The sequence below is a fragment of the Nocardia asteroides genome (assembly GCF_021183625.1).
Classification (GTDB): domain Bacteria; phylum Actinomycetota; class Actinomycetes; order Mycobacteriales; family Mycobacteriaceae; genus Nocardia; species Nocardia asteroides_A.
In genome coordinates this window covers 2803632-2822391 of record NZ_CP089214.1, presented here as the reverse complement: position 1 = coordinate 2822391, position 18760 = coordinate 2803632, and the positions used below count along the sequence as shown (strand labels likewise).

Below are 18760 nucleotides of genomic sequence, written 5' to 3'. Positions count from 1 at the left end.
CCCCCTCGTCGCGTAGCGTGTGCTGTGTCCGCTGCCCAGGTTGAGGTTTTTCGGAAGAACGAGATGCGACCGACCGACGAGACACCGCACGCTCCGGCCCCGCGCGCGGAGCGGGAGCCCGCGCGTGAGCAGCGGTGGCTGGAGTACGCCGAGTTCGGAGAGCGCTTCGTCGCGCACGCCGTCACCGAGGAGCGGGTGGCCGCCGCGGTCGCCGGGGTCACCGGGCGCAAGATCACCTTCGGGCCGTTCAAGCTCGGCCCGGCCGGGCTCGCCGGGTTCGTGGCCGAGGGCAAGGTGGGGGAGCCGCGGATCGTCCGGCACGGCCCGCACGTGCACTACACCGTGACGGTTCCGGTCTCGCTGGCGCTCAAGGCGCTGCTCGGTGGGCGCAAGTTGCGGCTGGAGGCCGTTGTCTCGGTGGAGATCGCGCTGCACGCCCGCACCGCGAGCCCGCTGCTCGTGGTCATCGACATCCCCGCCATCAGCCCCGACGATGTCAGCGTGGTGCTGCGCACCCAGGCGGGCGACGCCGTGAACGAGATGCTGCTCGACCCCATCGCCGGCGTGGTGCAGCGCGAGGTCGCCAACCGGGTGAACCCCATGCTGGCCGACCCGCAGACCCGCCGCCGCCGGGTCTTCGACATCGAGGCCATCGTCGCGGGCACCGAATCGGCGCACCGCCGCAGGGCCGAGGCGGAGTGGGCCTTCGACTGGATCGACTACGCCGAGTTCGGCAGGCGCTTCTTCCCGCTGCTGGTCACCCCGGAGCGGGTGAACGCGGTGCTCGAGGAGCGGCTGGCGGGCAGGCCGATCGAGATCGGGCCGCTGCGCACCGGACCGGGTCGCCGGGCGACGGTGACCGTGCGCGGCGCCGTCCGGCTGCCGACGCTGCGCGCCCGCGAGCCCGCGCCCGGCCATATCGAGCCGGTGGTCTACGACATCACCCTCCCGGTCGCGCTCGACATCACCGTCGACGTGCTCAAGGCGAACCGGTACCGGGCCGAGCTGGAGGTGCCGCTGGTGCTGGCCGCCCGCGCCGCCGACCCACTGCTGCTCGTCATCGACGTCGACCCGCCGGACCCGGCCGAGATCCGGCTCGAGCTCGCCGCCGAAGGGGTAAGGGCGGCGACGCTCGGCGCGCTCGCGAAGATCCGCAAGCAGGTGGTCGCGCAGGTCGCGGCGGTGATCCGCAAGGAGCTCACCTCGGGCTCCGGCCGGGTGATCGACGTGGGCGCGCGGATCGGGAAGGCCGTCTGACGCCGCTGTGACCGGTGTTGTCCATGAGTCTGGCGGTTCGCGTGGGGTTGTGGTGGAATGAGTCCACGTTCGAGGCTCCCGGCGCGTGTGACCAGGGGAAGGTGCGCCGGGCACGCTGTTCGTTCGAGTTCGACAGGGTGCACGGGGGGTCACGAAGGAGTCCTGCGATGTGCTCGTCTTCCGCTGCCCTCTCCCGCCGCGCCGTGTTCGGTCTCGCGGCCGCCGGAGCCGCCGTCGCTGCGGTCGGAATGCGCGCCCCCGGCGCCTCCGCCGCCCCGCTCGGCACCCTGATCGACTACTCCGGCGGCGTTCCCTCGGCCGAGGCCATCGCGGAGGCCGGGCACGCAGGCGTCATCCGGTACGTCTCCGACCGCAGGCCGGGCGCCGAATGGATGGCGGGCAAGCCGTTGCTCTCCGGCGAGGTGGCCGAGCTGCGGGACGCCGGACTGGAGATCGTCTCCTGCTACCAGTTCGGCAAGGGCCCGACGGCGGACTGGCGCGGCGGCCTCGCGGCCGGGCGCGAACACGCCGAGCGCGGGCTGGAGCTGCACCTCGAGGCGGGCGGGGCGGAGGACCGGCCGATCTACGCCGCCATCGACGACAACCCCACCGCGGTCGAGTTCGCCACCCTGATCGCGCCCTACCTGCTCGGCTGGAACGGGGTGGTGGGTAAGAGCAACACCGGCATCTACGCCAACGCGCCGACCATCGAGCTGGCCAGGGTGGCCGGGCTGGCGACCTGGTTCTGGCAGCACGACTGGGGAACGCCCAAGGGCTTCGTGCACCCCGCAGCGCACCTGCACCAGTTCGAGATCGACAAGCGCGCGATCGACGGCGTCGGCATCGACCGGAACCACATCCTGCGCCCGCAATACGGGCAGTGGTGATCGCGGCGGCAGTAGCCGTGCCGCATCCCGGTCCGGGCACCGCGCGTCCGCTGACCGCGGCGGGTGCCGGGCGGCGCCGGCGTCAGGTCTGGCTGTGCCGCACCGGATCCGGCTCCGCGTCGGGGACGACGCGCAGCACCGGCCTGCGCTCCGGCTCGGCGTGCAGCCCGCGCCAGGAGAGCAGTGACCAGCGGGAGAGCCCGGAGAAGGCCGAGCCGAGGCTGAGGAACGACCCGGACGAGAGCAGCGAGCCGAACGACCCCACCGAACCGACCGAGAGCACCGACCCCACGCTCCCGACGGACAGGATCGAGTAGGCCGAGCCGATCGACAGGATCGACCCCTCGGAACGAATGGACAGCAGCGACCGCCTGCTCCGGATCGACCGTCTGGTGCTCACCATGCCTGTGGTCTATCACACAAGACGGCGCCCCGCGAGCGTGGCTCGCGGGGCGCCGTCGTGGCGGGAAATATCAGGCGACGCTGAAGAATCCGAGCGTCGGCAGGAAAGAGCAGGTGCGCGGCTCCGACTCCGCGTCGGCCTGGGTGGTCAGCGAACCGGAGACCACGGCGGCGACCCGGCCGCGGCCGGTGTCGACGATCGCCGAGAGCGTGGCCGGGCCACCCGGGTTGATCTTCGCCTCGTTGGTCAGCACCTGCACGCCGGACTGCCTGGTGTCCAGGTTCAGCCACTGCACGGTGAACGGCGGGTTCTGCACCTCGGTCGGCTCCTTGGTGCCGAGCGCGGTGAAGACGAAACCGGTCTGGCCGGACGCCGGTCCGGGCGGCGGCAGCTGGGCCGGGCCGGGAACCGCGAGTGCGGTGCCGATCGAATCGGCGGAGGCGCTGATGCAGCCCTTGCCGATCGAGGGGTAGAGGAACTGCGCGATGACCGGACCGTCGCCGGGGATCTCCGGGCCGCCGCCGCCGCTGCCGTCGAGGAACGTGATGATCCGCTCCAGCGTCGAGCGGATCTGCGGCGGCAGGTTCAGGCTCGCGAGCAGTGCCTTCGCCTGGTCGAGGATGGCGGCCTGCGGGCCCGCGGCGATATCCGCCGGACCGGCGATGGCGCCCGCGATGGCGGGGGCGAGGGCGGCGAGCGCGTCCACCGGGACGCCCTCGGGAACCATCGGCACGCTGTAGCCGGCCGCGGTCGCCGCAGGCGCCGGGGCGGCCACCGAGGTGGCGGGCACGGCCAGGGTGGCGCTCGCCGTGAGGGCGAGGGCGGAAAGGGCGATCCGCGATCGGGTGCGAAGCACTGGGCTAGCCGTCCTTACCTTCGGGTACATCGGGGGACGCGAAGGCGAGAACGCCATCGTGTCGGGGTCACTTTAGGGACAACGTCGCCGCGTGTACAGCGCCACCGCCCCGATGCGCGCGTCGAGCTGTGCCAGTGCTGGATGGGACACTCGAGCGTCTGTTACCGGAGTTGACAGTGTGACCTATGTTACTGCCGAGCGAGGTCGGGCCTGGGACGCCGCGCCGATTCCGCTCCCGCTAAGGTGGAGCAGCCCTTTCCGCCGTCGCGCCGGGTCCCGCCGCGGCCAGTTCGAAAGCTCGCGATGTGAATCGACACCCGCGCTGGGCGGTCGCGGTACTGGGCCTCTCCCTGCTCGCTCGGCTGACCTGGCTGCTCGTCGTCCCGAACGGGATGAACGTCGTCGACCTGCACGTCTACGTGGACGGCTCGGCCGGGCTGCTGAACGACACCCTCTACGACTTCACCTACTCGGAGAAGACCCCCGACTTCCCGCTGCCCTTCACCTACCCGCCGTTCGCGGCGATGGTCTTCCTCCCGCTGCACTACCTGCCGTTCACCCTGGTCGCGGTGGGCTGGCTGCTGGCCATCGTGGCCGGGCTCTACGCCGTGATCCGGATCAGCTTCGAGCTGCTGCTCGGCAAGGAGGCCGCAGCCGAACCCGGGTGGCGCACCGCGGCGATCTGGTGGACGGCGATCGGGATGTGGACCGAGCCGGTGCGCACCACCATCGACTACGGCCAGGTGAACGTCTTCCTGGTGCTCGGCGCGATGCTCGCGGTGCGCAGCGGCCGGTGGTGGGTCTCCGGCGGGCTGGTCGGGCTGATCGCGGGGATCAAGCTCACCCCGGCCATCACCGGGCTGTACTTCGTGGCGCGCAAGCGCTGGCTCGCCGCGGTCTTCTCGGCGGTGGTCTTCGGCGCGACCGTCGGGCTCAGTTTCCTGGTGGCCCCGGCCGACGCGCGGCGCTACTTCACCACGCTGCTCGGCGACGCGGACCGGATCGGCCCGGTGGGGTCGGTGTGGAATCAGTCACTGCGCGGCACGCTCAGCCGGCTGCTCGGGCACGACGTGCAGAGCGGCCCGGTGTGGATCGTGGCGGTGCTGGTCGCGGCGGTGCTCGCGTTCCTGGCCTGGCGCGCGCTGGCCCCGGACGACCTGCTCGGCACCCTGATCGTGGTGCAGATCTTCGGGTTGCTGGTCTCGCCGATCTCGTGGTCGCACCACTGGGTGTGGCTGGTCCCGACGGTGCTCTGGCTGCTGTACGGCCCGCTGAAGCAGGCGGCAGGCGCGCGGCTCCTGGCCGGTTACTGGCTGGTGACCACCCTGATCGGGGTGCCCTGGATCCTGTCCTTCGCCCAGGACTCCATCTGGACCATCCCGCGCCCGGCCGTGCTCTCCTGGCTCGGCGCCGTCGATGTGATCGGCGCGGTGGCCACCTACCTGTGGGTGATCCGCTCGGGGCGGCTCAGCCGCCGGAGCGAGCCAGCCGATCTATCTCCCGAGCCAGCGCCACGTCCTGTGCCGTGAGCCCGCCCGCGGAGTGCGTGCTGAGGGTGTAGGTGACGGTGCGCCACCGGATATCGATGTCGGGGTGGTGATCGGCCCGCTCGGCGGCCTCGGCCACCCGGCGCACCAGATCGATGCCTGCCAGGAAGGACTCGGCCTCGATCGCGCGGGTGATCGCGGCACCGTCGCGGGACCAGCCGTCCAGCTCGGACAGTGCCTCGGTGATCTCGGAATCGGTCAGCAGTGGCGTACCCATAGAGCCTGGGTACCCGTTCGAGCGGCGAGAAGCTACGCGGCGCGCGCGGCTTTGAGCCCCTTCTTCAGGTCCTTGCCGCAGACGCCCGCCGCTTCCAGCTTCTTCATCCGCATGACGACCACGGGGCACTTCACGCAGCGCGTCTTCTTCCGACAGCACTTCTTCTTCGGTTTCAACGTGGAAACCTTCTCCGCCTTGATACCCACGTTGGTTAGCTTAGCCTAACTTTGCGTGCGGGAGAACACCCCGCACGCGACCGTGGGTCCGAAGCGACCTGCCGGTAGTGTGTGATGCGGCCGTACGCCCGGCGAGTTCTGTCCTCGCCCATATTTTCCACGCGACGGCCGGCACCGCACATCAACAGCAGGAGGATCAGGCGTGTCGTCTGCACGCGATTTTCGCAACGTCGCCATCGTGGCCCACGTCGACCACGGCAAGACGACCCTGGTCGACGCTATGCTCCGGCAGTCGGGGGCGTTCGCCGAACGCGCCGAACTCGTCGATCGAGTGATGGACTCCGGTGATCTCGAGCGCGAGAAGGGCATCACCATTCTCGCCAAGAACACCGCGGTGCATCGGCACCACCCGGACGGCTCCGTCACCGTCATCAATGTCATCGACACCCCCGGCCACGCCGACTTCGGTGGTGAGGTCGAGCGCGGCCTCTCCATGGTCGACGGTGTCGTGCTGCTGGTGGACGCCTCCGAGGGGCCGCTGCCGCAGACCAGGTTCGTGCTGCGCAAGGCGCTCGCCGCCTCGCTGCCGGTGATCCTGGTGGTCAACAAGACCGACCGCCCGGACGCCAGGATCGAGGAGGTCGTCGAGGAGAGCCACGACCTGCTCCTCGACCTCGCCTCCGACCTGGACGACGCCGCCGCCGAGGCCGCCGAGCTGGCGCTCGACCTGCCGGTGCTCTACGCCTCCGGCCGCGAGGGCAAGGCCAGCAAGGAGCGCCCGGAGAACGGCAACGCCCCCTCCGCGGAGAACCTGGACGCGCTCTTCGACGTCCTGCTCGAGTACATCCCGGCGCCCAAGGGCGACCCCACCGGCCCGCTGCAGGCGCACGTCACCAACCTCGACGCCTCCGCCTTCCTCGGCAGGCTCGCGCTGGTCCGCATCTACAGCGGCGAGCTGGTCAAGGGCTCCACCGTGGCCTGGATGCACGCCGACGGCGTCAAGCAGGTCCGGATCACCGAGCTGCTGCAGACCATCGGCGTCGAGCGCACGCCGGGCGAGCGCGCGGTCGCGGGCGATATCGTCGCCATCGCGGGCATCCCGGAGATCATGATCGGCGACACCCTGGCCGACCCGGAGAACCCGGTGGCGCTGCCCCGGATCACCGTGGACGAGCCCGCCATCTCGGTGACCATCGGCACCAACACCTCGCCGCTGGTCGGCCGGGTGCAGGGGCACAAGCTCACCGCCCGCATGGTGAAGTCGCGGCTGGACCAGGAGCTGGTCGGCAACGTCTCGCTGCGGGTGCTCGACATCGGCCGCCCGGACGCCTGGGAGGTGCAGGGCCGCGGCGAGCTGGCGCTGGCCATCCTGGTCGAGCAGATGCGCCGGGAGGGCTTCGAGCTCACCGTCGGCAAGCCGCAGGTGGTCACCAGGATCGTCGACGGCAAGGTGCACGAGCCCTTCGAGGAGCTCACCGTGGACGCGCCGGAGCAGTACCTGGGCGCGATCACGCAGCTGCTCGCCGCCCGCAAGGGCAAGATGGTGCAGATGACCAACCACTCCGCGGGCTGGGTGCGGATGGAGTTCATCGTCCCCTCGCGCGGCCTGATCGGCTTCCGCACCGACTTCCTCACCGAGACCCGCGGCACCGGCATCGCCAATGCCGTCGCGCACGGCTACGCGCCGTGGGCGGGGGAGATCCGGGCGCGGCACACCGGCTCGCTGGTCTCCGACCGCGCGGGCAGCGTCACCCCGTTCGCCATGATCCAGCTCGGCGACCGCGGGCAGTTCTTCGTCGAGCCGGGTGCCGACACGTACGAGGGCATGGTGGTCGGGATCAACCCGCGCGCCGAGGACCTCGACATCAACGTCACCCGCGAGAAGAAGCTGACCAATATGCGCAGCTCCACCGCGGATGTGTTCGAGACCCTGGCCAAGCCGCTGCAGCTGGACCTGGAGGCCGCGATGGAGTTCTGCGCGGGCGACGAGTGCGTCGAGGTCACCCCCGAGGTGGTCCGGGTGCGCAAGGTCATTCTCGGCGCCACCGAGCGGGGTCGCGAGCTGTCCCGGCGCAAGGCTCGGGATCGGGCCGCGGCGCAGTAGATCGTGCCGGGTGGAAGCCGTCCCGCACCGAGGCCGGATGCGGGACGGCCCAGTAGAGTCCGTGGCGTGGTGATGGGTGGGAGCAAGCGCGCACGCCGTCGTGCGCGGATCCGGCACCGGGGAGCGGCGCGTACCGCGCTCGCCCTGGCTGCCCTCGTGGTGCTGCTCGGCGGCTGCGCGGCGAACCCGCCGCCGCCGATCGAGAGCACCAACAGCCCGCAGACCACACCGGTGAAGCCCGCCGCCACCACGGTCGTGGTGGCGCTGGACAGCATCGGCAGCGCCTTCAACCCGCACCTGCGGGCCGACCAGTCGCAGGCCACCTCGGCCATCGCCTCCATGGTGCTGCCCAGCCCGTTCCGGCCGATCCCGAGCCTGGCCGCGCCCGGCGCGACCGACTGGGTGCCGGACTCCGCGCTGGTCCTCGCGGCGGACATCTCCGCGCAGGAGCCCTTCACCATCACCTACAAGCTGCGCAACGAGGCGTCCTGGTCGGACGGCGCCCCGATCGCGGCCGAGGACTTCCGCTACCTGTGGCAGGAGATGATCTCCCAGCCCGGCGTCACCGACCCGGCCGGCTACCGGCTGATCGAGGACGTGGAGTCGTCGGCGGGCGGCAAGACCGTCACCGTCACCCTCACCCAGCCCTACCCCGCCTGGCGGGAACTCTTCACCAACCTGCTGCCGTCGCACCTGCTCAAGGACGCCCCCGGCGGCTTCGAGCGCGGAATGAACGGCGAGGTCAACGGGGTCAGGGTCTCCGGAGGGCCGTTCGGCATCCGCTCGGCCGACACCGGCCGCGAGGAGATCCTGCTGGAGCGCAACGACCGCTACTGGGGCACGCCCGCGGTGCCGGACCAGATCCTGCTGCGCCGCGGCGGCACCCCCGCCCAGCTGGCCGGGTCGCTGCGCACCAACGACACCCAGATGGCGCTGGTGCACGGCGGCGTCGCGACCCGCGCGCAGCTCGCCGCCATCCCGTCGGTGCGGACCGGCATCATGCCGCAGTCCCGGGTCATGCAGATGGTGCTGAACAGCCGCTCCGGCGACCTCGGCGATCCCCGGGTGCGCGCCGCCGTGCTCGCGCTGCTCGACCCGACGCTGCTCGCCACCGTCGGCGCGCAGACCGGCGACTGGTACGAACCGGCCAAGGCGCAGATCCTGTCCCCCTCCGACCCCGGCTACGTCCCGACCGCCCCGCCCCGCCCGAGCCCCGAGCAGGCCTTCGCCATGCTCGCCGAGGCCGGGTTCGGCCGGGCCCCCGAGCCGCCGCCGAACACCTCGGTCACCTCGCCCGCCCCGCAGCCGCGCACCGTCGGCAAGAACGGCAGGGCGCTCACCGTCCGGATCGGTGCGGTGCAGCAGGACGCGAGCACCCTCGCGGTCGCCAACACCGCCGCCGACCAGCTGCGCAGCGCCGGAATAGACGCGACCGTGCGCAGCCTCCCCGCCGACGAGCTGTACGGCAGGGAGCTCGTCGACGGCAACATCGACGTCATCGTCGGCTGGGAGGTCGCCGGCTCCGACCCGGCCACCGTGCTCGCCTCCCGCTACGGCTGCCCGCCGCCGCGCCCGCAGCTCGGCGACGGCGAGGACGAGCCCGCCGATGTCGAGGCCGCCAGGCAGGCCCCGAGCAACCTCTCCGGCGTCTGCGACCCGACCCTGCAGCCCGCCATCGAGACGGCGCTGCGCGGCATCGACGTCGCCGCGGTGCTCGCCGACGCCGAACCCAAGCTCTGGGCGCTCAACACCGTGCTGCCGATCATGCAGGACAACGTGGTCGCCGCCGCGGGCCCGCGGGTGGACGGCGCCTCGCTGAGCGGCGCCATCCAGGTCGGCATCTTCGGCGACGCCGCGATGTGGCGGCGGCTCCCGTGATCGCCACCGGCGGGCTGCTGCTGGTGCACGCGCACCCGGACGACGAGACCATCACCACCGGCGGCACCATCGCGCACTACCGCAGGCGCGGCATTCCGGTCGCGGTGATCACCTGCACGCTCGGCGAGGAGGGCGAGGTGATCGGCGAGCGCTGGGCCCAGCTCACCGCCGAGCACGCCGACCAGCTCGGCGGGTACCGGGTGCTGGAACTCACCCGCGCGCTCGCCGCCCTGGACGCGGGACCGCCTGTTTTCCTCGGCGGCGCGGGCCGCTGGCGCGATTCCGGCATGGCGGGCACCCCCTCCGCGTCGAATCCGCGCGCCTTCATCCACTCCGGTGAGGCGGCGGTCGAGGCGCTCACCGCTGAAATCCTGGAGCGCAAGCCGCGCGTGGTCGTCAGCTACGACCCGCACGGCGGCTACGGCCACCCCGACCACATCCGCGCGCACGAGATCACCACCGCCGCGGTGGCCGCGGCCGCCGAGCAGGGCTGGGACGTGCCCAAGTTCTACTGGACCGTCACCGACGCCGACCTGCTCCGCCAGCACACCACCGCGCTGGCCAGGCGCACCGTCGAAGGGCTGCCCGGCAGGCTGCCGCAGGGCTGGCGGCTGCCCGCCGAGGACGAACTCCCCGGCGTGCCCGGCAGCACCGTCACCACCACGATCGACGTCGCCGAGGAGCTGGCCGCCAAGCGGGCCGCGCTGCGCGCGCACGCCACCCAGGTCACCGTCGCGCCATCGGGCCGCGAGTTCGCGCTCTCCAACGGCGTCGCCCAGCCGGTGCTGCCGGAGGAGCACTTCGTGCTGGTCCGCGGCGAGCTCGGCGCGGTCGGGCCGGACGGCCGCGAGGACGACCTGTTCGCCGGAATCGCCGAGTTCCCGGATTCCGCCGAACCGGTGCGGGGCCCGGCGTGACCGGCGCCACCGGGGCATAGACTTCGCCCATGTACAACTGGGATCTCCAGAACGCGATCATCGCGTTCGTCGACACCCTGCGGCCGAACGGGGCGCACCAGCACGAGATGTACATGTCGGCGCTCTACGCCTTCGTCGACATGCAGAGCCACCTGCTCGAGCTGCTCGGATACCCGCCGGTTCCGTGACCGCGGACACCAGGCCGCTCTACGCGGCCCTCGCCCCGATCATCCTGGTGGTGCTCGCCGTCGACGCGCTGCTGACGCTGGTGCTCGAGGTGCTGTATCTGCCCACCTATCTCGGCGCGGTGGCCTTTCCGCTGTCCGCGTTGATCGCGGGGGCGGTGAACGTCGGGCTGGTGTACGCGGCGGGCACGGTCAGTGACCGGGCCGGGCTGCGGCTGCTCCCGCTGCTGGTGTGGACGCTCGGGTTCCTGATCTGCGCCACCTCCGGCCCCGGCGGTGACGTGCTGCTCGGCAGCAACTGGCAGACGTTGCTGCTGCTCTTCTGCGGGCTTATTCCGCCGATGATCTACGTCGCCCGCACCTGATCAGCGGGTTCCGGCCAGTCCCGGCGTGACCTGCTCGATGATCTCGTACGCGCGGGCCACCGGCACATCGAGCACCTGGTAGCGCTTCTTGCCTGCCCCGGTGGCGGCCACCAGCGTGGCGAGCCCGGCTCGGCGCTGGAAGAACGTCTGCCGGACGGTCCAGCCGAGCACGCCGGGCGCGGCGAGACAGTCGCGGTCCCGATCGAGCGAGCCGGAGCGGGTGACCAGCCAGGTCGGGGCGAGCGGGGTCGCGGGCAGGACCGCGTGGCCGAGCCCGCGGTAGCGGTCCTCCGCCAGCGCGACCGCGGCGAGCGTGAGCAGCGCCGGTGCCAGCCACCACCAGGGGGAGTAACGCACCCCGGCGAGGCTCGCCAGGAGCGGGACCAGCGCGGTCGCCGCAGTCGGGTTCACCGCGTGCGTGTACCGCCGATAGCGCGCCGCCCGGCCGTGCGAAATCAGCTCCACCGACCCCGGCGCCTCAGCGGCCTCCGGGGCTGTACCGGGGAGCTCTATCCCTGACCCGGGCAGATCCGTCCTTGTCGGCACATCGAGCCCGACCGACCGCGTCCTCGGCGGGGCTTCGGCCGCCAAGGCGTCGCCCTCGGCGAAATCGTCCGGCTCCCCCGGAACCAGCACCGGCGCGTGCGCCCCGACCCGCCGCGCCGCGGGCGTCAGCAGATGCGCGAGCGTGTGGTGCACCCGCGCCCCCGGCGCCTGCGGCAGGATCCGCTGCCGCGGATTCTCCCCGGTCATGATCGCCTCGAGCTGAGCCGCACCCGCCACCCGCAGCAGCAGCGGCTCCTTCACCGTCGCCCCGCGAAACCGCGCCAGATCCAGCGTGATCTGCCTGGTCGTGAAGAACCCGTGCCGCAGATGCAGCGTCCGCCCGTCGTCGAGCACCCGCAGCCCGTAGTACGTCGCCAGGTACTGCGCACACGCCGCCACGCTGATGACCAGCACCACGAGCAGCACCAGCCCCGTCACCCCGAGCACCGGATTCCCGCCGCCGACCCCCCGCACCGCCGACCGGAACACCCGCTCCCCGAACCCGTACTGGAACCCGAACCCCACCACCGGCGCCACGATCGCGAACCCGGTGAGCGAGAGCGGCGCGTACCGCACCCACCCCGCCCGCCAGTGCCCGATCTCCCGCCCCGACGGCTCCTCGACCACGGCATCCCGCGCCGCCGCGACCGGATCGTCGAGCAGCTCGGCCCGCAGCCCCGGCACCAGCCGCGCGTCCAGCGCGTCCAGCTTGAACCGCTCCCCGGCCTCCGCCTGCTGCCCGGTCCCGATGGCGAGCACCGCCAGCCCGAGCGCCCGATGCAGCAGGTCGGCCTCGATATCCACCGACCGGATCCGCGACCGCGGCACCGACAGGCTGCGCCGCTGAAGCAACCCCGTCCGCAGCTCCACATGCGTCGGCCCGACCCGATAGGTGGTGGTGAACCACCGCGTGAGCGCGAGCCCGACCACGATCCCGGTCGGAATCAGGCTCCACAGGTGATTCCCGCTGCTCGCCCCGAGAATGACCGACCCGATCAGCACCGGAACGTACTTGACCACCTCGGTCACCGGATGCACCAGCAGCATCCGCTTGTCCAGCCGCAGCCACGGATTCACGTGGCGTCGCCCCGGTGCAGGGCAGCGATCCGCGTCAACCGCGCCACCGCGTCCTCCGCCACCGGCAGGTCGAGCCCCGCGATCGGCACCGCCCCCGCCGAGGAGGCCGTCGTCACCGTCACCGTCGCCAGCCCGAACGCCCGATCCAGCGGCCCCCGCTCGATATCCACCGTCTGCACCCGCGAGATCGGCGCCACCCGGCTCTCCTGCGTCAACCACCCCACCCGCGTGTACACGGCCTCGTCGGTGATCTCCCACCGATGCACCGAATACCGCCACACCGGAATCACCGCCACCGTCGCCACCACCGCGATCACCAGCACCGTCCCGACGACCGCCTGCAACCCGCGCCGCCCGTCGTCGAGCACGGCCCACACCACGAACCCGATCACCGGCAGCAGCCAGCTCAGCACGATCTCCGTACCCCACAGCAGCTGCGCCCGCGGATCCGGCCGCCACGCCGGATCGGCGAGGATTGTCCCGGTTCCCCGCCCAGCGGCACTCGCCTGAACGTGCCCGGCATCGACCGCCTCGTCCCGGGGTGCGGGCGGAACGAGCGGTTCCCCGGCGCGCGCCGAGCGCATCCCCGGCCCCTCTTCCCCGGCCGAGCCGGGCAGGTTCGGCGTCATGGCCCCATGGTGGCACGAAAGGGCACGGGGAATACCCGCGCCGGTTCCCCGGGTTGCCACCCGGAAGCACTCGTGTGTCGACGACACGGAGGAGACAGCTCGGGATGGGTAGCGCATGATCGAGGACGTGACCGACCTTCCGAACCCCGCCGTCCCGCCCGCCCCGCCCACGGCCTCGGCGATGCGCCGGGCCCTGCGCCGGGCCCGCGACGGGGTCACCCTGAACGTCGACGAGGCCGCCGTCCTCCTGCACGCCCGCGGCGAAGACCTGAAAGACCTCACCACCAGCGCCGCCCGCGTCCGCGACGCCGGCCTGGAGTCCGCGGGCCGCCCGAAAACCATCAGCTACTCCCGCAACGTCTTCATCCCGCTCACCCACCTGTGCCGGGACAAGTGCCACTACTGCACCTTCGTCACCGTGCCGGGCAAGCTCCGCGCCGAGGGCAAGGGCATGTTCCTCGAGCCCGACGAGGTCCTGGAGATCGCTCGCCGCGGCGCCGAACTGGGCTGCAAGGAAGCCCTCTTCACCCTCGGCGACCGCCCCGAGGCCCGCTGGCCCGAGGCCGCCCAGTGGCTGGATGAACGCGGCTACGACTCCACCCTCGACTACCTCCGCGCCGTTTCCATCCTGGTCCTGGAGGAAACGGGACTCCTTCCGCATCTGAACCCCGGCGTCATGAGCTGGGCCGAGATCTCCCGCCTCAAGCCGGTAGCGCAATCCATGGGCATGATGCTGGAGACCACCAGCACCCGCCTCTTCACCGAAAAGGGCCAGGCCCACTACGGCAGCCCCGACAAGGACCCGGCCGTCCGCCTGCGCGTCCTCACCGACGCGGGCCGCCTCTCGGTCCCGTTCACCACCGGCATCCTGGTCGGCATCGGCGAGACCATCACCGAGCGCGCCGAGTCGATCATGGCGATCCGCAAGCAGCACAAGGAGTTCGGCCACATCCAGGAGGTGATCGTGCAGAACTTCCGCGCCAAGCCGGACACCGCCATGCGCGACACCCCCGACGCGAGCCTCGAGGAATTCCGCGCCACCATCGCCGTCACCCGCCTGCTCCTCGGCCCCGACGTGCACGTACAGGCCCCGCCCAACCTGGTCTCCGCCCAGGAGTGCCGCGACCTGCTGGACGCCGGCATCGACGACTGGGGCGGCGTCTCCCCGCTCACCCCCGACCACGTCAACCCCGAGCGCCCCTGGCCCAACCTCGACACCCTCCGCGAGATCACTGCGGAATCCGGCTTCGAGCTGGTCGAACGCACCTCCGCGCACCCCAGGTACGTCCGCGCGGGCAACCCGTGGACCGACCCGAGGATCGCGGTCCACGTCGCCGCCCTCACCGACCCCGCGACCGGCCTCGCGAACCCCGACGCCGAGGTCATCGGCCGCCCCTGGCAGGAACCGGACGAGTCCTGGGACTCCACCGGACGAGTCGACCTGAACACCGCCATCGACACCGAGGGCCGCAACACCGAATCCCGCAGCGACTCGGGCCTCGACCAGGACCTGGTCGGCGCCTTCGGCGACTGGGACACCATCCGCGAACACGCCGCCGGCCTGCAGAACGCCCCCCAGCGCCTCGGCTCGGATGTCCTCGCCGCCCTCCGCGCCGCCGAAGCCGACCCCGCCGGTTTGAGCGACGACCAATACCTGGCCCTAGCCACCGCCGAGGGCCCCGACCTGGAAGCCGTCACCACCCTCGCCGACCAGCTGCGCCGCGACACCAACGGCGACGACGTCACCTACGTCGTGAACCGCAATATCAACTTCACCAATATCTGCTACACCGGCTGCCGCTTCTGCGCCTTCGCCCAGCGCAAGGGCGACGCCGACGCCTTCACCCTGAGCACGGAGGAAGTCGCCGACCGCGCCTGGGAGGCATGGGTCGACGGCGCCACCGAGGTCTGCATGCAGGGCGGCATCGACCCCGATCTCCCCGTCACCGGCTACGCCGACCTGGTCCGCGCCGTGAAGAAGCGCATCCCCGAGATGCACGTCCACGCCTTCAGCCCGATGGAGATCGTGAACGGCGCCTCCCGCGGCGGCCAGAGCATCCGCGACTGGCTGACCGCGCTCCGCGAGGCCGGCCTCGACACCATCCCCGGCACCGCCGCGGAGATTCTCGACGACGAGGTCCGCTGGGTCCTCACCAAGGGCAAGCTCCCGGCGTCTGCCTGGATCGAGGTAATAACGACGGCCCACCAGGTCGGCCTCCGCTCCAGCTCGACCATGATGTACGGCCACGTCGACAACCCGAAACACTGGGTAGGCCACCTGAACGTGCTCCGCGGAATCCAGGACGAAACCGGCGGCTTCACCGAATTCGTCCTGCTCCCCTTCGTCCACCAGAGCGCCCCCCTCTACCTGGCGGGCGCCGCCCGCCCCGGCCCCACCGTCCGCGACAACCGGGCAGCCCACGCCCTGGCCCGCATCATGCTGCACGGCCGCATCGACAACATCCAGACCAGCTGGGTGAAGCTCGGCACCGCGGGTACCCGCGTCATGTTGAACGGCGGAGCCAACGACCTCGGCGGCACCCTGATGGAGGAGACCATCTCCCGCATGGCCGGCTCCCAGCACGGCTCGGCGAAGACCGTCGCCGAGCTCGTCGAGATCGGCGAAGGCATCGGCCGACCGGTCCGCGAACGCACCACCGTCTACGGCGTCCCACCCCACCGCCCCGCTGTGCTCCCGCTCACGGTGGGTTGAGCGGCACAAGTTAGGACAGGCTCACCACGAGTAGCGTTGAGGCTGCCGGGATACTGGTGCGGGCGAGATTTCCCCGAGCGCGGAAGACTAGGAGAACGGCAGTGACGTACATCATCGCGGAACCGTGCGTCGATGTGAAGGACAAGGCCTGCATCGAGGAATGCCCCGTGGACTGCATCTACGAGGGCGGCCGGATGCTGTACATCCACCCCGACGAGTGCGTCGACTGTGGTGCCTGCGAACCGGTCTGCCCCGTCGAGGCGATCTTCTACGAGGACGACACGCCGGATCAGTGGTCCGGGTACATCAATGCCAACGTCGACTTCTTCGACGAGCTGGGGTCGCCTGGTGGGGCCACCAAGGTCGGGGTTGTCGAGTCCGATCCCGCGTTCATCAAGGCGCTGCCGCCGATGGGTGAATGAGCGTGGTTCTGCGTAACCGGGTCAGCAGTTTGCTGCCTGATTTTCCCTGGGACACGATTGCTGACGCCAAGGCGAGGGCTGCCGCGCATCCGGATGGGATCGTCGATCTGTCCGTCGGGACGCCGGTCGACCCTGTCGACCCGCTGATTCGTTCCGCGCTGGCCTCGGTTTCCGATGTGCCCGGTTACCCGACCACGCACGGCACCCCGGAGCTCCGGGGTTCCGCTGTGGACGCTTTGAAACGTCGCTATGGCATCACCGGCCTCTCTCCGGCCGCTGTCCTGCCGGTGATCGGCACCAAGGAACTTATCGCCGGCCTGCCCCGCCTGCTCGGCCTCGGCGCCGGTGACCTGATGGTCATCCCCGAGATCGCGTACCCCACCTACGAGGTGGGCGGCCTGCTCGCCGGTTGCGAGATCCTCCGCGCCGACTCCCTGACCCAGATCGGCCCCCGCAACCCGGCCCTGATCTTCATCAACTCCCCGTCCAACCCCACCGGCAAGGTCCTCGGAGTAGACCACCTCCGCAAGGTCGTCTCCTTCGCCCGCGAACGCGGCGCCATCATCGCCTCTGACGAGTGCTACCTGGGCCTCACCTGGGAAGGCCGAGCCCCTTCGTTGCTCGACCCCGAGGTCTGCGACGGCGACCACACCGGCCTGCTCGTGGTGCACTCGCTCTCGAAGACCTCGAACCTGGCCAGCTACCGCGCCGGCTTCGTCGCCGGCGATCCCGAGCTGGTGGCCGAACTGCTGGAGGTCCGCAAACACTCCGGCATGATCGTCCCCTTCCCCATCCAAGCCGCTATGACCGCGGCCCTCGGCGACGACGCCCACGAGTCCCGCCAACGTGAGCGCTACCGCGCTCGCCGGCAGGTCCTGCGACAGGCCCTCGAAGGGGCCGGTTTCGAGATCCACCACTCAGCCGCAGGTCTTTATCTTTGGGCTACGCGCGGCGAGCCCTCTCGTGCAACCGTCGATAGACTCGCAACCGACGGCCTCCTCACGGCGCCAGGAGATTTCTACGGTCCGGCGGGGGCGCAGCATATCCGGGTGGCTTTAACCGCTACAGACGAGCGCGTCGCCGCCGCCGCTGCACGTCTATCCGTAGCTGTATAAAGTAGGCGTATCCCTACGCGGAGCAGAAGGGCGCATGATGCCTCGGGATGCGGGAATAGAAATACCGATACTCCGGTCTTTGGATCCCGGCCGCTGAGCTCGCACAGAGGCCAGTAGCCAAGAAACTGGTTGCATCTTGCGCGTTAACCTAACCCCCGCCGGTTCGAGGAGTAGCGTCGCGCGGCAATGACGGCAGATTGTATCCGCTAACAATTGCCGATCTGGGCACCAAGGTGAGCTTGCAAGTAGACTAGACGCCTTTGCGCAAACTTTGGTATTAATGTTGGGGTGAGCCTACCGACCTTCCATCACGCGCCGGTCCTGGTACTTGACACCAATATATTGCGTGCGAACCCTTTCCCGGGAGCAACGATATGGCAAAGACTTGCGGCAGGCATACGGAGTGGTCAGCTTCATGTTGTGATCCCGGAGGTGGTGCTCCGAGAGTCGGCCCGCCACCGCCGACAGCAGATGAATAAGGACCGAGAGGAGCTACGTACAGCCGTAGCGACCATCAATCGAAAACTGGGTCCGAGTCGTGCGGACTCCTCTCTGTTCAGGGTGCCTGACACCGCCTCGGTTGAGGCAGTGCTTGGTGAGTTCTCTCAGGCCGACGCCGAGCGAGAGTTGCGACACGAGATCGTCAGGGCAGGTTTTGTTGTAGCGCCTATTCCGAAGGTGACCCAAGATGAAATGTTGACCTGGTCTCTATCGGGTGAACCACCGTTCGATAACTCCGATAAGGGCTATCGCGACGCTCTGACGTGGTTCTGCTTTTGTGATGTGGCTCGGGATCGCCGCTTTCTGGCGAGCGAGGTTATTCTAGTTTCGTCCGATAATGATTTCGGACCTCAAGCGATCAGCGGCGTCGCCACCTTTCATGCGAAACTCCACCAACATCTGATTGACTTGCTATTGATTGATCGTGTGTTCATCGCCAAAAAAGTAGACCATGTCTTGGGGCTTCTTCCCAAGTCTGTTTCACATGAGACGCTGTCAGATGCCGATCGCCAGTTGTTGCTCTCTACTGCTGTGAAATACCGTTGTACCGCAATGGCTGGTCAGCCCCTCTTCTGGGAGACAGCCGATGCGGGCACGGAGGGGTGGGTGGAAAATTTGGAGCTTCCTTCGGAAATTGAAACGCTTACTTTCCGGACGGTTACACCTGCGCTTGATTCTATCGTGGTAGGTTCTGCTGAATCGTATGAAGATCAAACCGAGGTCGGTAGTCTTATTGTTCAAGCAGGAGTTGCCTATGATGGTTTTATATACAAGCACGAGTTGAAAGATGTTGTCGACAAGGTCGACGTACTCGACAGCGACTGGAATGATCAGATGATGCACGTTGGGAGTCAGTTCACTGCCAGAATGGATTTCTCTTACGTGCTTTTGCAGCGCGAGATTCAAGGTGTCGATCTGAACAGAATTTCCGCGATTGAAGATCGAAGCTAGCGTTGGCCACGTAG

The 18760-nt window shown here is 69.8% G+C and carries 18 protein-coding genes; 12 read left to right on the top strand and 6 right to left on the bottom strand.

The window, feature by feature from the left end:
* Nucleotides 1–63: 63 nt before the first annotated feature.
* Both LTT61_RS13645 and LTT61_RS13640 read left to right on the top strand, forming a co-directional pair.
* Nucleotides 64–1257, top strand: coding sequence for a hypothetical protein (locus LTT61_RS13645; RefSeq protein ID WP_233020329.1), 1194 nt, complete (start codon nucleotides 64–66; stop codon nucleotides 1255–1257).
* A gap of 167 nt (nucleotides 1258–1424) precedes the next feature.
* Entirely contained in the window at nucleotides 1425–2144 is a 720-nt protein-coding gene (locus LTT61_RS13640) for a DUF1906 domain-containing protein (RefSeq protein ID WP_233020328.1), read from the top strand.
* A gap of 82 nt (nucleotides 2145–2226) precedes the next feature.
* On the opposite strand, the gene LTT61_RS13635 is transcribed toward LTT61_RS13640, so the two are convergent.
* Together LTT61_RS13635 and LTT61_RS13630 are read right to left on the bottom strand one after the other, a co-directional pair.
* Complete coding sequence (locus LTT61_RS13635) at nucleotides 2227–2547, bottom strand: hypothetical protein (protein ID WP_233020327.1); 321 nt, start codon at nucleotides 2545–2547, stop codon at nucleotides 2227–2229.
* Nucleotides 2548–2617: 70 nt separating this feature from the next.
* Nucleotides 2618–3403 (bottom strand): hypothetical protein, encoded by a 786-nt coding sequence (locus LTT61_RS13630; RefSeq protein WP_233020326.1) that lies wholly within the window; start codon nucleotides 3401–3403, stop codon nucleotides 2618–2620.
* A 305-nt stretch (nucleotides 3404–3708) separates the two neighbouring features.
* Between LTT61_RS13630 and LTT61_RS13625 the strand changes: the two genes are divergently transcribed.
* Nucleotides 3709–4932, top strand: a complete 1224-nt coding sequence (locus LTT61_RS13625; protein ID WP_233020325.1) for a mannosyltransferase — start codon at nucleotides 3709–3711, stop codon at nucleotides 4930–4932.
* Here LTT61_RS13625 and LTT61_RS13620 read toward each other — a convergent pair.
* Nucleotides 4871–5167 (bottom strand): 4a-hydroxytetrahydrobiopterin dehydratase, encoded by a 297-nt coding sequence (locus LTT61_RS13620; protein WP_233020324.1) that lies wholly within the window; start codon nucleotides 5165–5167, stop codon nucleotides 4871–4873. The two genes, LTT61_RS13625 and LTT61_RS13620, sit on opposite strands and share 62 nt — an antisense overlap.
* A 32-nt stretch (nucleotides 5168–5199) precedes the next feature.
* The gene (locus tag LTT61_RS13615; protein WP_233020323.1) at nucleotides 5200–5373 is read right to left on the bottom strand and encodes a hypothetical protein; all 174 of its coding nucleotides are present in this window, start codon (nucleotides 5371–5373) and stop codon (nucleotides 5200–5202) included.
* Between the two features lie 172 nt (nucleotides 5374–5545).
* Here LTT61_RS13615 and typA point away from each other — a divergent pair, with 172 nt between their 5' ends.
* The 5 genes from typA (at nucleotide 5546) to LTT61_RS13590 (ending at nucleotide 10792) form a co-directional block, all read left to right on the top strand.
* Complete coding sequence (gene typA, locus LTT61_RS13610) at nucleotides 5546–7447, top strand: translational GTPase TypA (protein WP_233020322.1); 1902 nt, start codon at nucleotides 5546–5548, stop codon at nucleotides 7445–7447.
* Between the two features lie 72 nt (nucleotides 7448–7519).
* Nucleotides 7520–9325: an ABC transporter family substrate-binding protein gene (locus LTT61_RS13605; protein ID WP_233021001.1), complete on the top strand. Its 1806-nt coding sequence runs from the start codon at nucleotides 7520–7522 to the stop codon at nucleotides 9323–9325.
* Nucleotides 9325–10242, top strand: a complete 918-nt coding sequence (gene mshB, locus LTT61_RS13600) for an N-acetyl-1-D-myo-inositol-2-amino-2-deoxy-alpha-D-glucopyranoside deacetylase (RefSeq protein WP_233021000.1) — start codon at nucleotides 9325–9327, stop codon at nucleotides 10240–10242. Before LTT61_RS13605 ends, mshB begins: the two co-directional genes overlap by 1 nt.
* 29 nt (nucleotides 10243–10271) lie before the next feature.
* Nucleotides 10272–10430 (top strand): hypothetical protein, encoded by a 159-nt coding sequence (locus tag LTT61_RS13595; RefSeq protein WP_233020321.1) that lies wholly within the window; start codon nucleotides 10272–10274, stop codon nucleotides 10428–10430.
* Nucleotides 10427–10792, top strand: coding sequence for a hypothetical protein (locus LTT61_RS13590; RefSeq protein ID WP_233020320.1), 366 nt, complete (start codon nucleotides 10427–10429; stop codon nucleotides 10790–10792). The genes LTT61_RS13595 and LTT61_RS13590 overlap by 4 nt, the downstream gene beginning before the upstream one ends.
* On the opposite strand, the gene LTT61_RS13585 is transcribed toward LTT61_RS13590, so the two are convergent.
* Entirely contained in the window at nucleotides 10793–12415 is a 1623-nt protein-coding gene (locus tag LTT61_RS13585; RefSeq protein WP_233020319.1) for a PH domain-containing protein, read from the bottom strand.
* On the bottom strand, nucleotides 12412–12999 hold the full coding sequence (locus LTT61_RS13580; protein ID WP_233020999.1) for a PH domain-containing protein: 588 nt from the start codon (nucleotides 12997–12999) through the stop codon (nucleotides 12412–12414). Before LTT61_RS13580 ends, LTT61_RS13585 begins: the two co-directional genes overlap by 4 nt.
* A 160-nt stretch (nucleotides 13000–13159) precedes the next feature.
* Between LTT61_RS13580 and LTT61_RS13575 the strand changes: the two genes are divergently transcribed.
* The 4 genes from LTT61_RS13575 to LTT61_RS13560 all read left to right on the top strand — a co-directional run bounded on the left by LTT61_RS13575 (nucleotide 13160) and on the right by LTT61_RS13560 (nucleotide 18746).
* A complete protein-coding gene (locus LTT61_RS13575) occupies nucleotides 13160–15757 on the top strand; it encodes a bifunctional FO biosynthesis protein CofGH (protein ID WP_233020318.1) in 2598 nt (865 codons plus the stop codon).
* A gap of 101 nt (nucleotides 15758–15858) precedes the next feature.
* Nucleotides 15859–16179 carry a ferredoxin gene (gene fdxA, locus LTT61_RS13570; protein WP_233020317.1) on the top strand — a complete coding sequence of 107 codons (321 nt, stop codon included), beginning with the start codon at nucleotides 15859–15861 and terminating at the stop codon, nucleotides 16177–16179.
* A complete protein-coding gene (gene dapC, locus LTT61_RS13565) occupies nucleotides 16176–17294 on the top strand; it encodes a succinyldiaminopimelate transaminase (protein WP_233020316.1) in 1119 nt (372 codons plus the stop codon). The genes fdxA and dapC overlap by 4 nt, the downstream gene beginning before the upstream one ends.
* A 288-nt stretch (nucleotides 17295–17582) precedes the next feature.
* A complete protein-coding gene (locus LTT61_RS13560; RefSeq protein WP_233020315.1) occupies nucleotides 17583–18746 on the top strand; it encodes a PIN domain-containing protein in 1164 nt (387 codons plus the stop codon).
* Nucleotides 18747–18760 lie beyond the last annotated feature (14 nt).

What these genes read in the sequence shown, in the direction of transcription:
- LTT61_RS13645 (WP_233020329.1), top strand. Translation starts at nt 64, where the DNA reads ATGCGACCGACCGACGAGACACCGCACGCTCCGGCCCCGCGCGCGGAG.
- LTT61_RS13640 (WP_233020328.1), top strand. Translation starts at nt 1,425, where the DNA reads ATGTGCTCGTCTTCCGCTGCCCTCTCCCGCCGCGCCGTGTTCGGTCTC.
- LTT61_RS13635 (WP_233020327.1), bottom strand. Translation starts at nt 2,547, where the DNA reads ATGGTGAGCACCAGACGGTCGATCCGGAGCAGGCGGTCGCTGCTGTCC.
- LTT61_RS13620 (WP_233020324.1), bottom strand. Translation starts at nt 5,167, where the DNA reads ATGGGTACGCCACTGCTGACCGATTCCGAGATCACCGAGGCACTGTCC.
- LTT61_RS13605 (WP_233021001.1), top strand. Translation starts at nt 7,520, where the DNA reads ATGGGTGGGAGCAAGCGCGCACGCCGTCGTGCGCGGATCCGGCACCGG.
- LTT61_RS13595 (WP_233020321.1), top strand. Translation starts at nt 10,272, where the DNA reads ATGTACAACTGGGATCTCCAGAACGCGATCATCGCGTTCGTCGACACC.
- LTT61_RS13580 (WP_233020999.1), bottom strand. Translation starts at nt 12,999, where the DNA reads ATGCGCTCGGCGCGCGCCGGGGAACCGCTCGTTCCGCCCGCACCCCGG.
- LTT61_RS13575 (WP_233020318.1), top strand. Translation starts at nt 13,160, where the DNA reads ATGATCGAGGACGTGACCGACCTTCCGAACCCCGCCGTCCCGCCCGCC.
- dapC (WP_233020316.1), top strand. Translation starts at nt 16,176, where the DNA reads ATGAGCGTGGTTCTGCGTAACCGGGTCAGCAGTTTGCTGCCTGATTTT.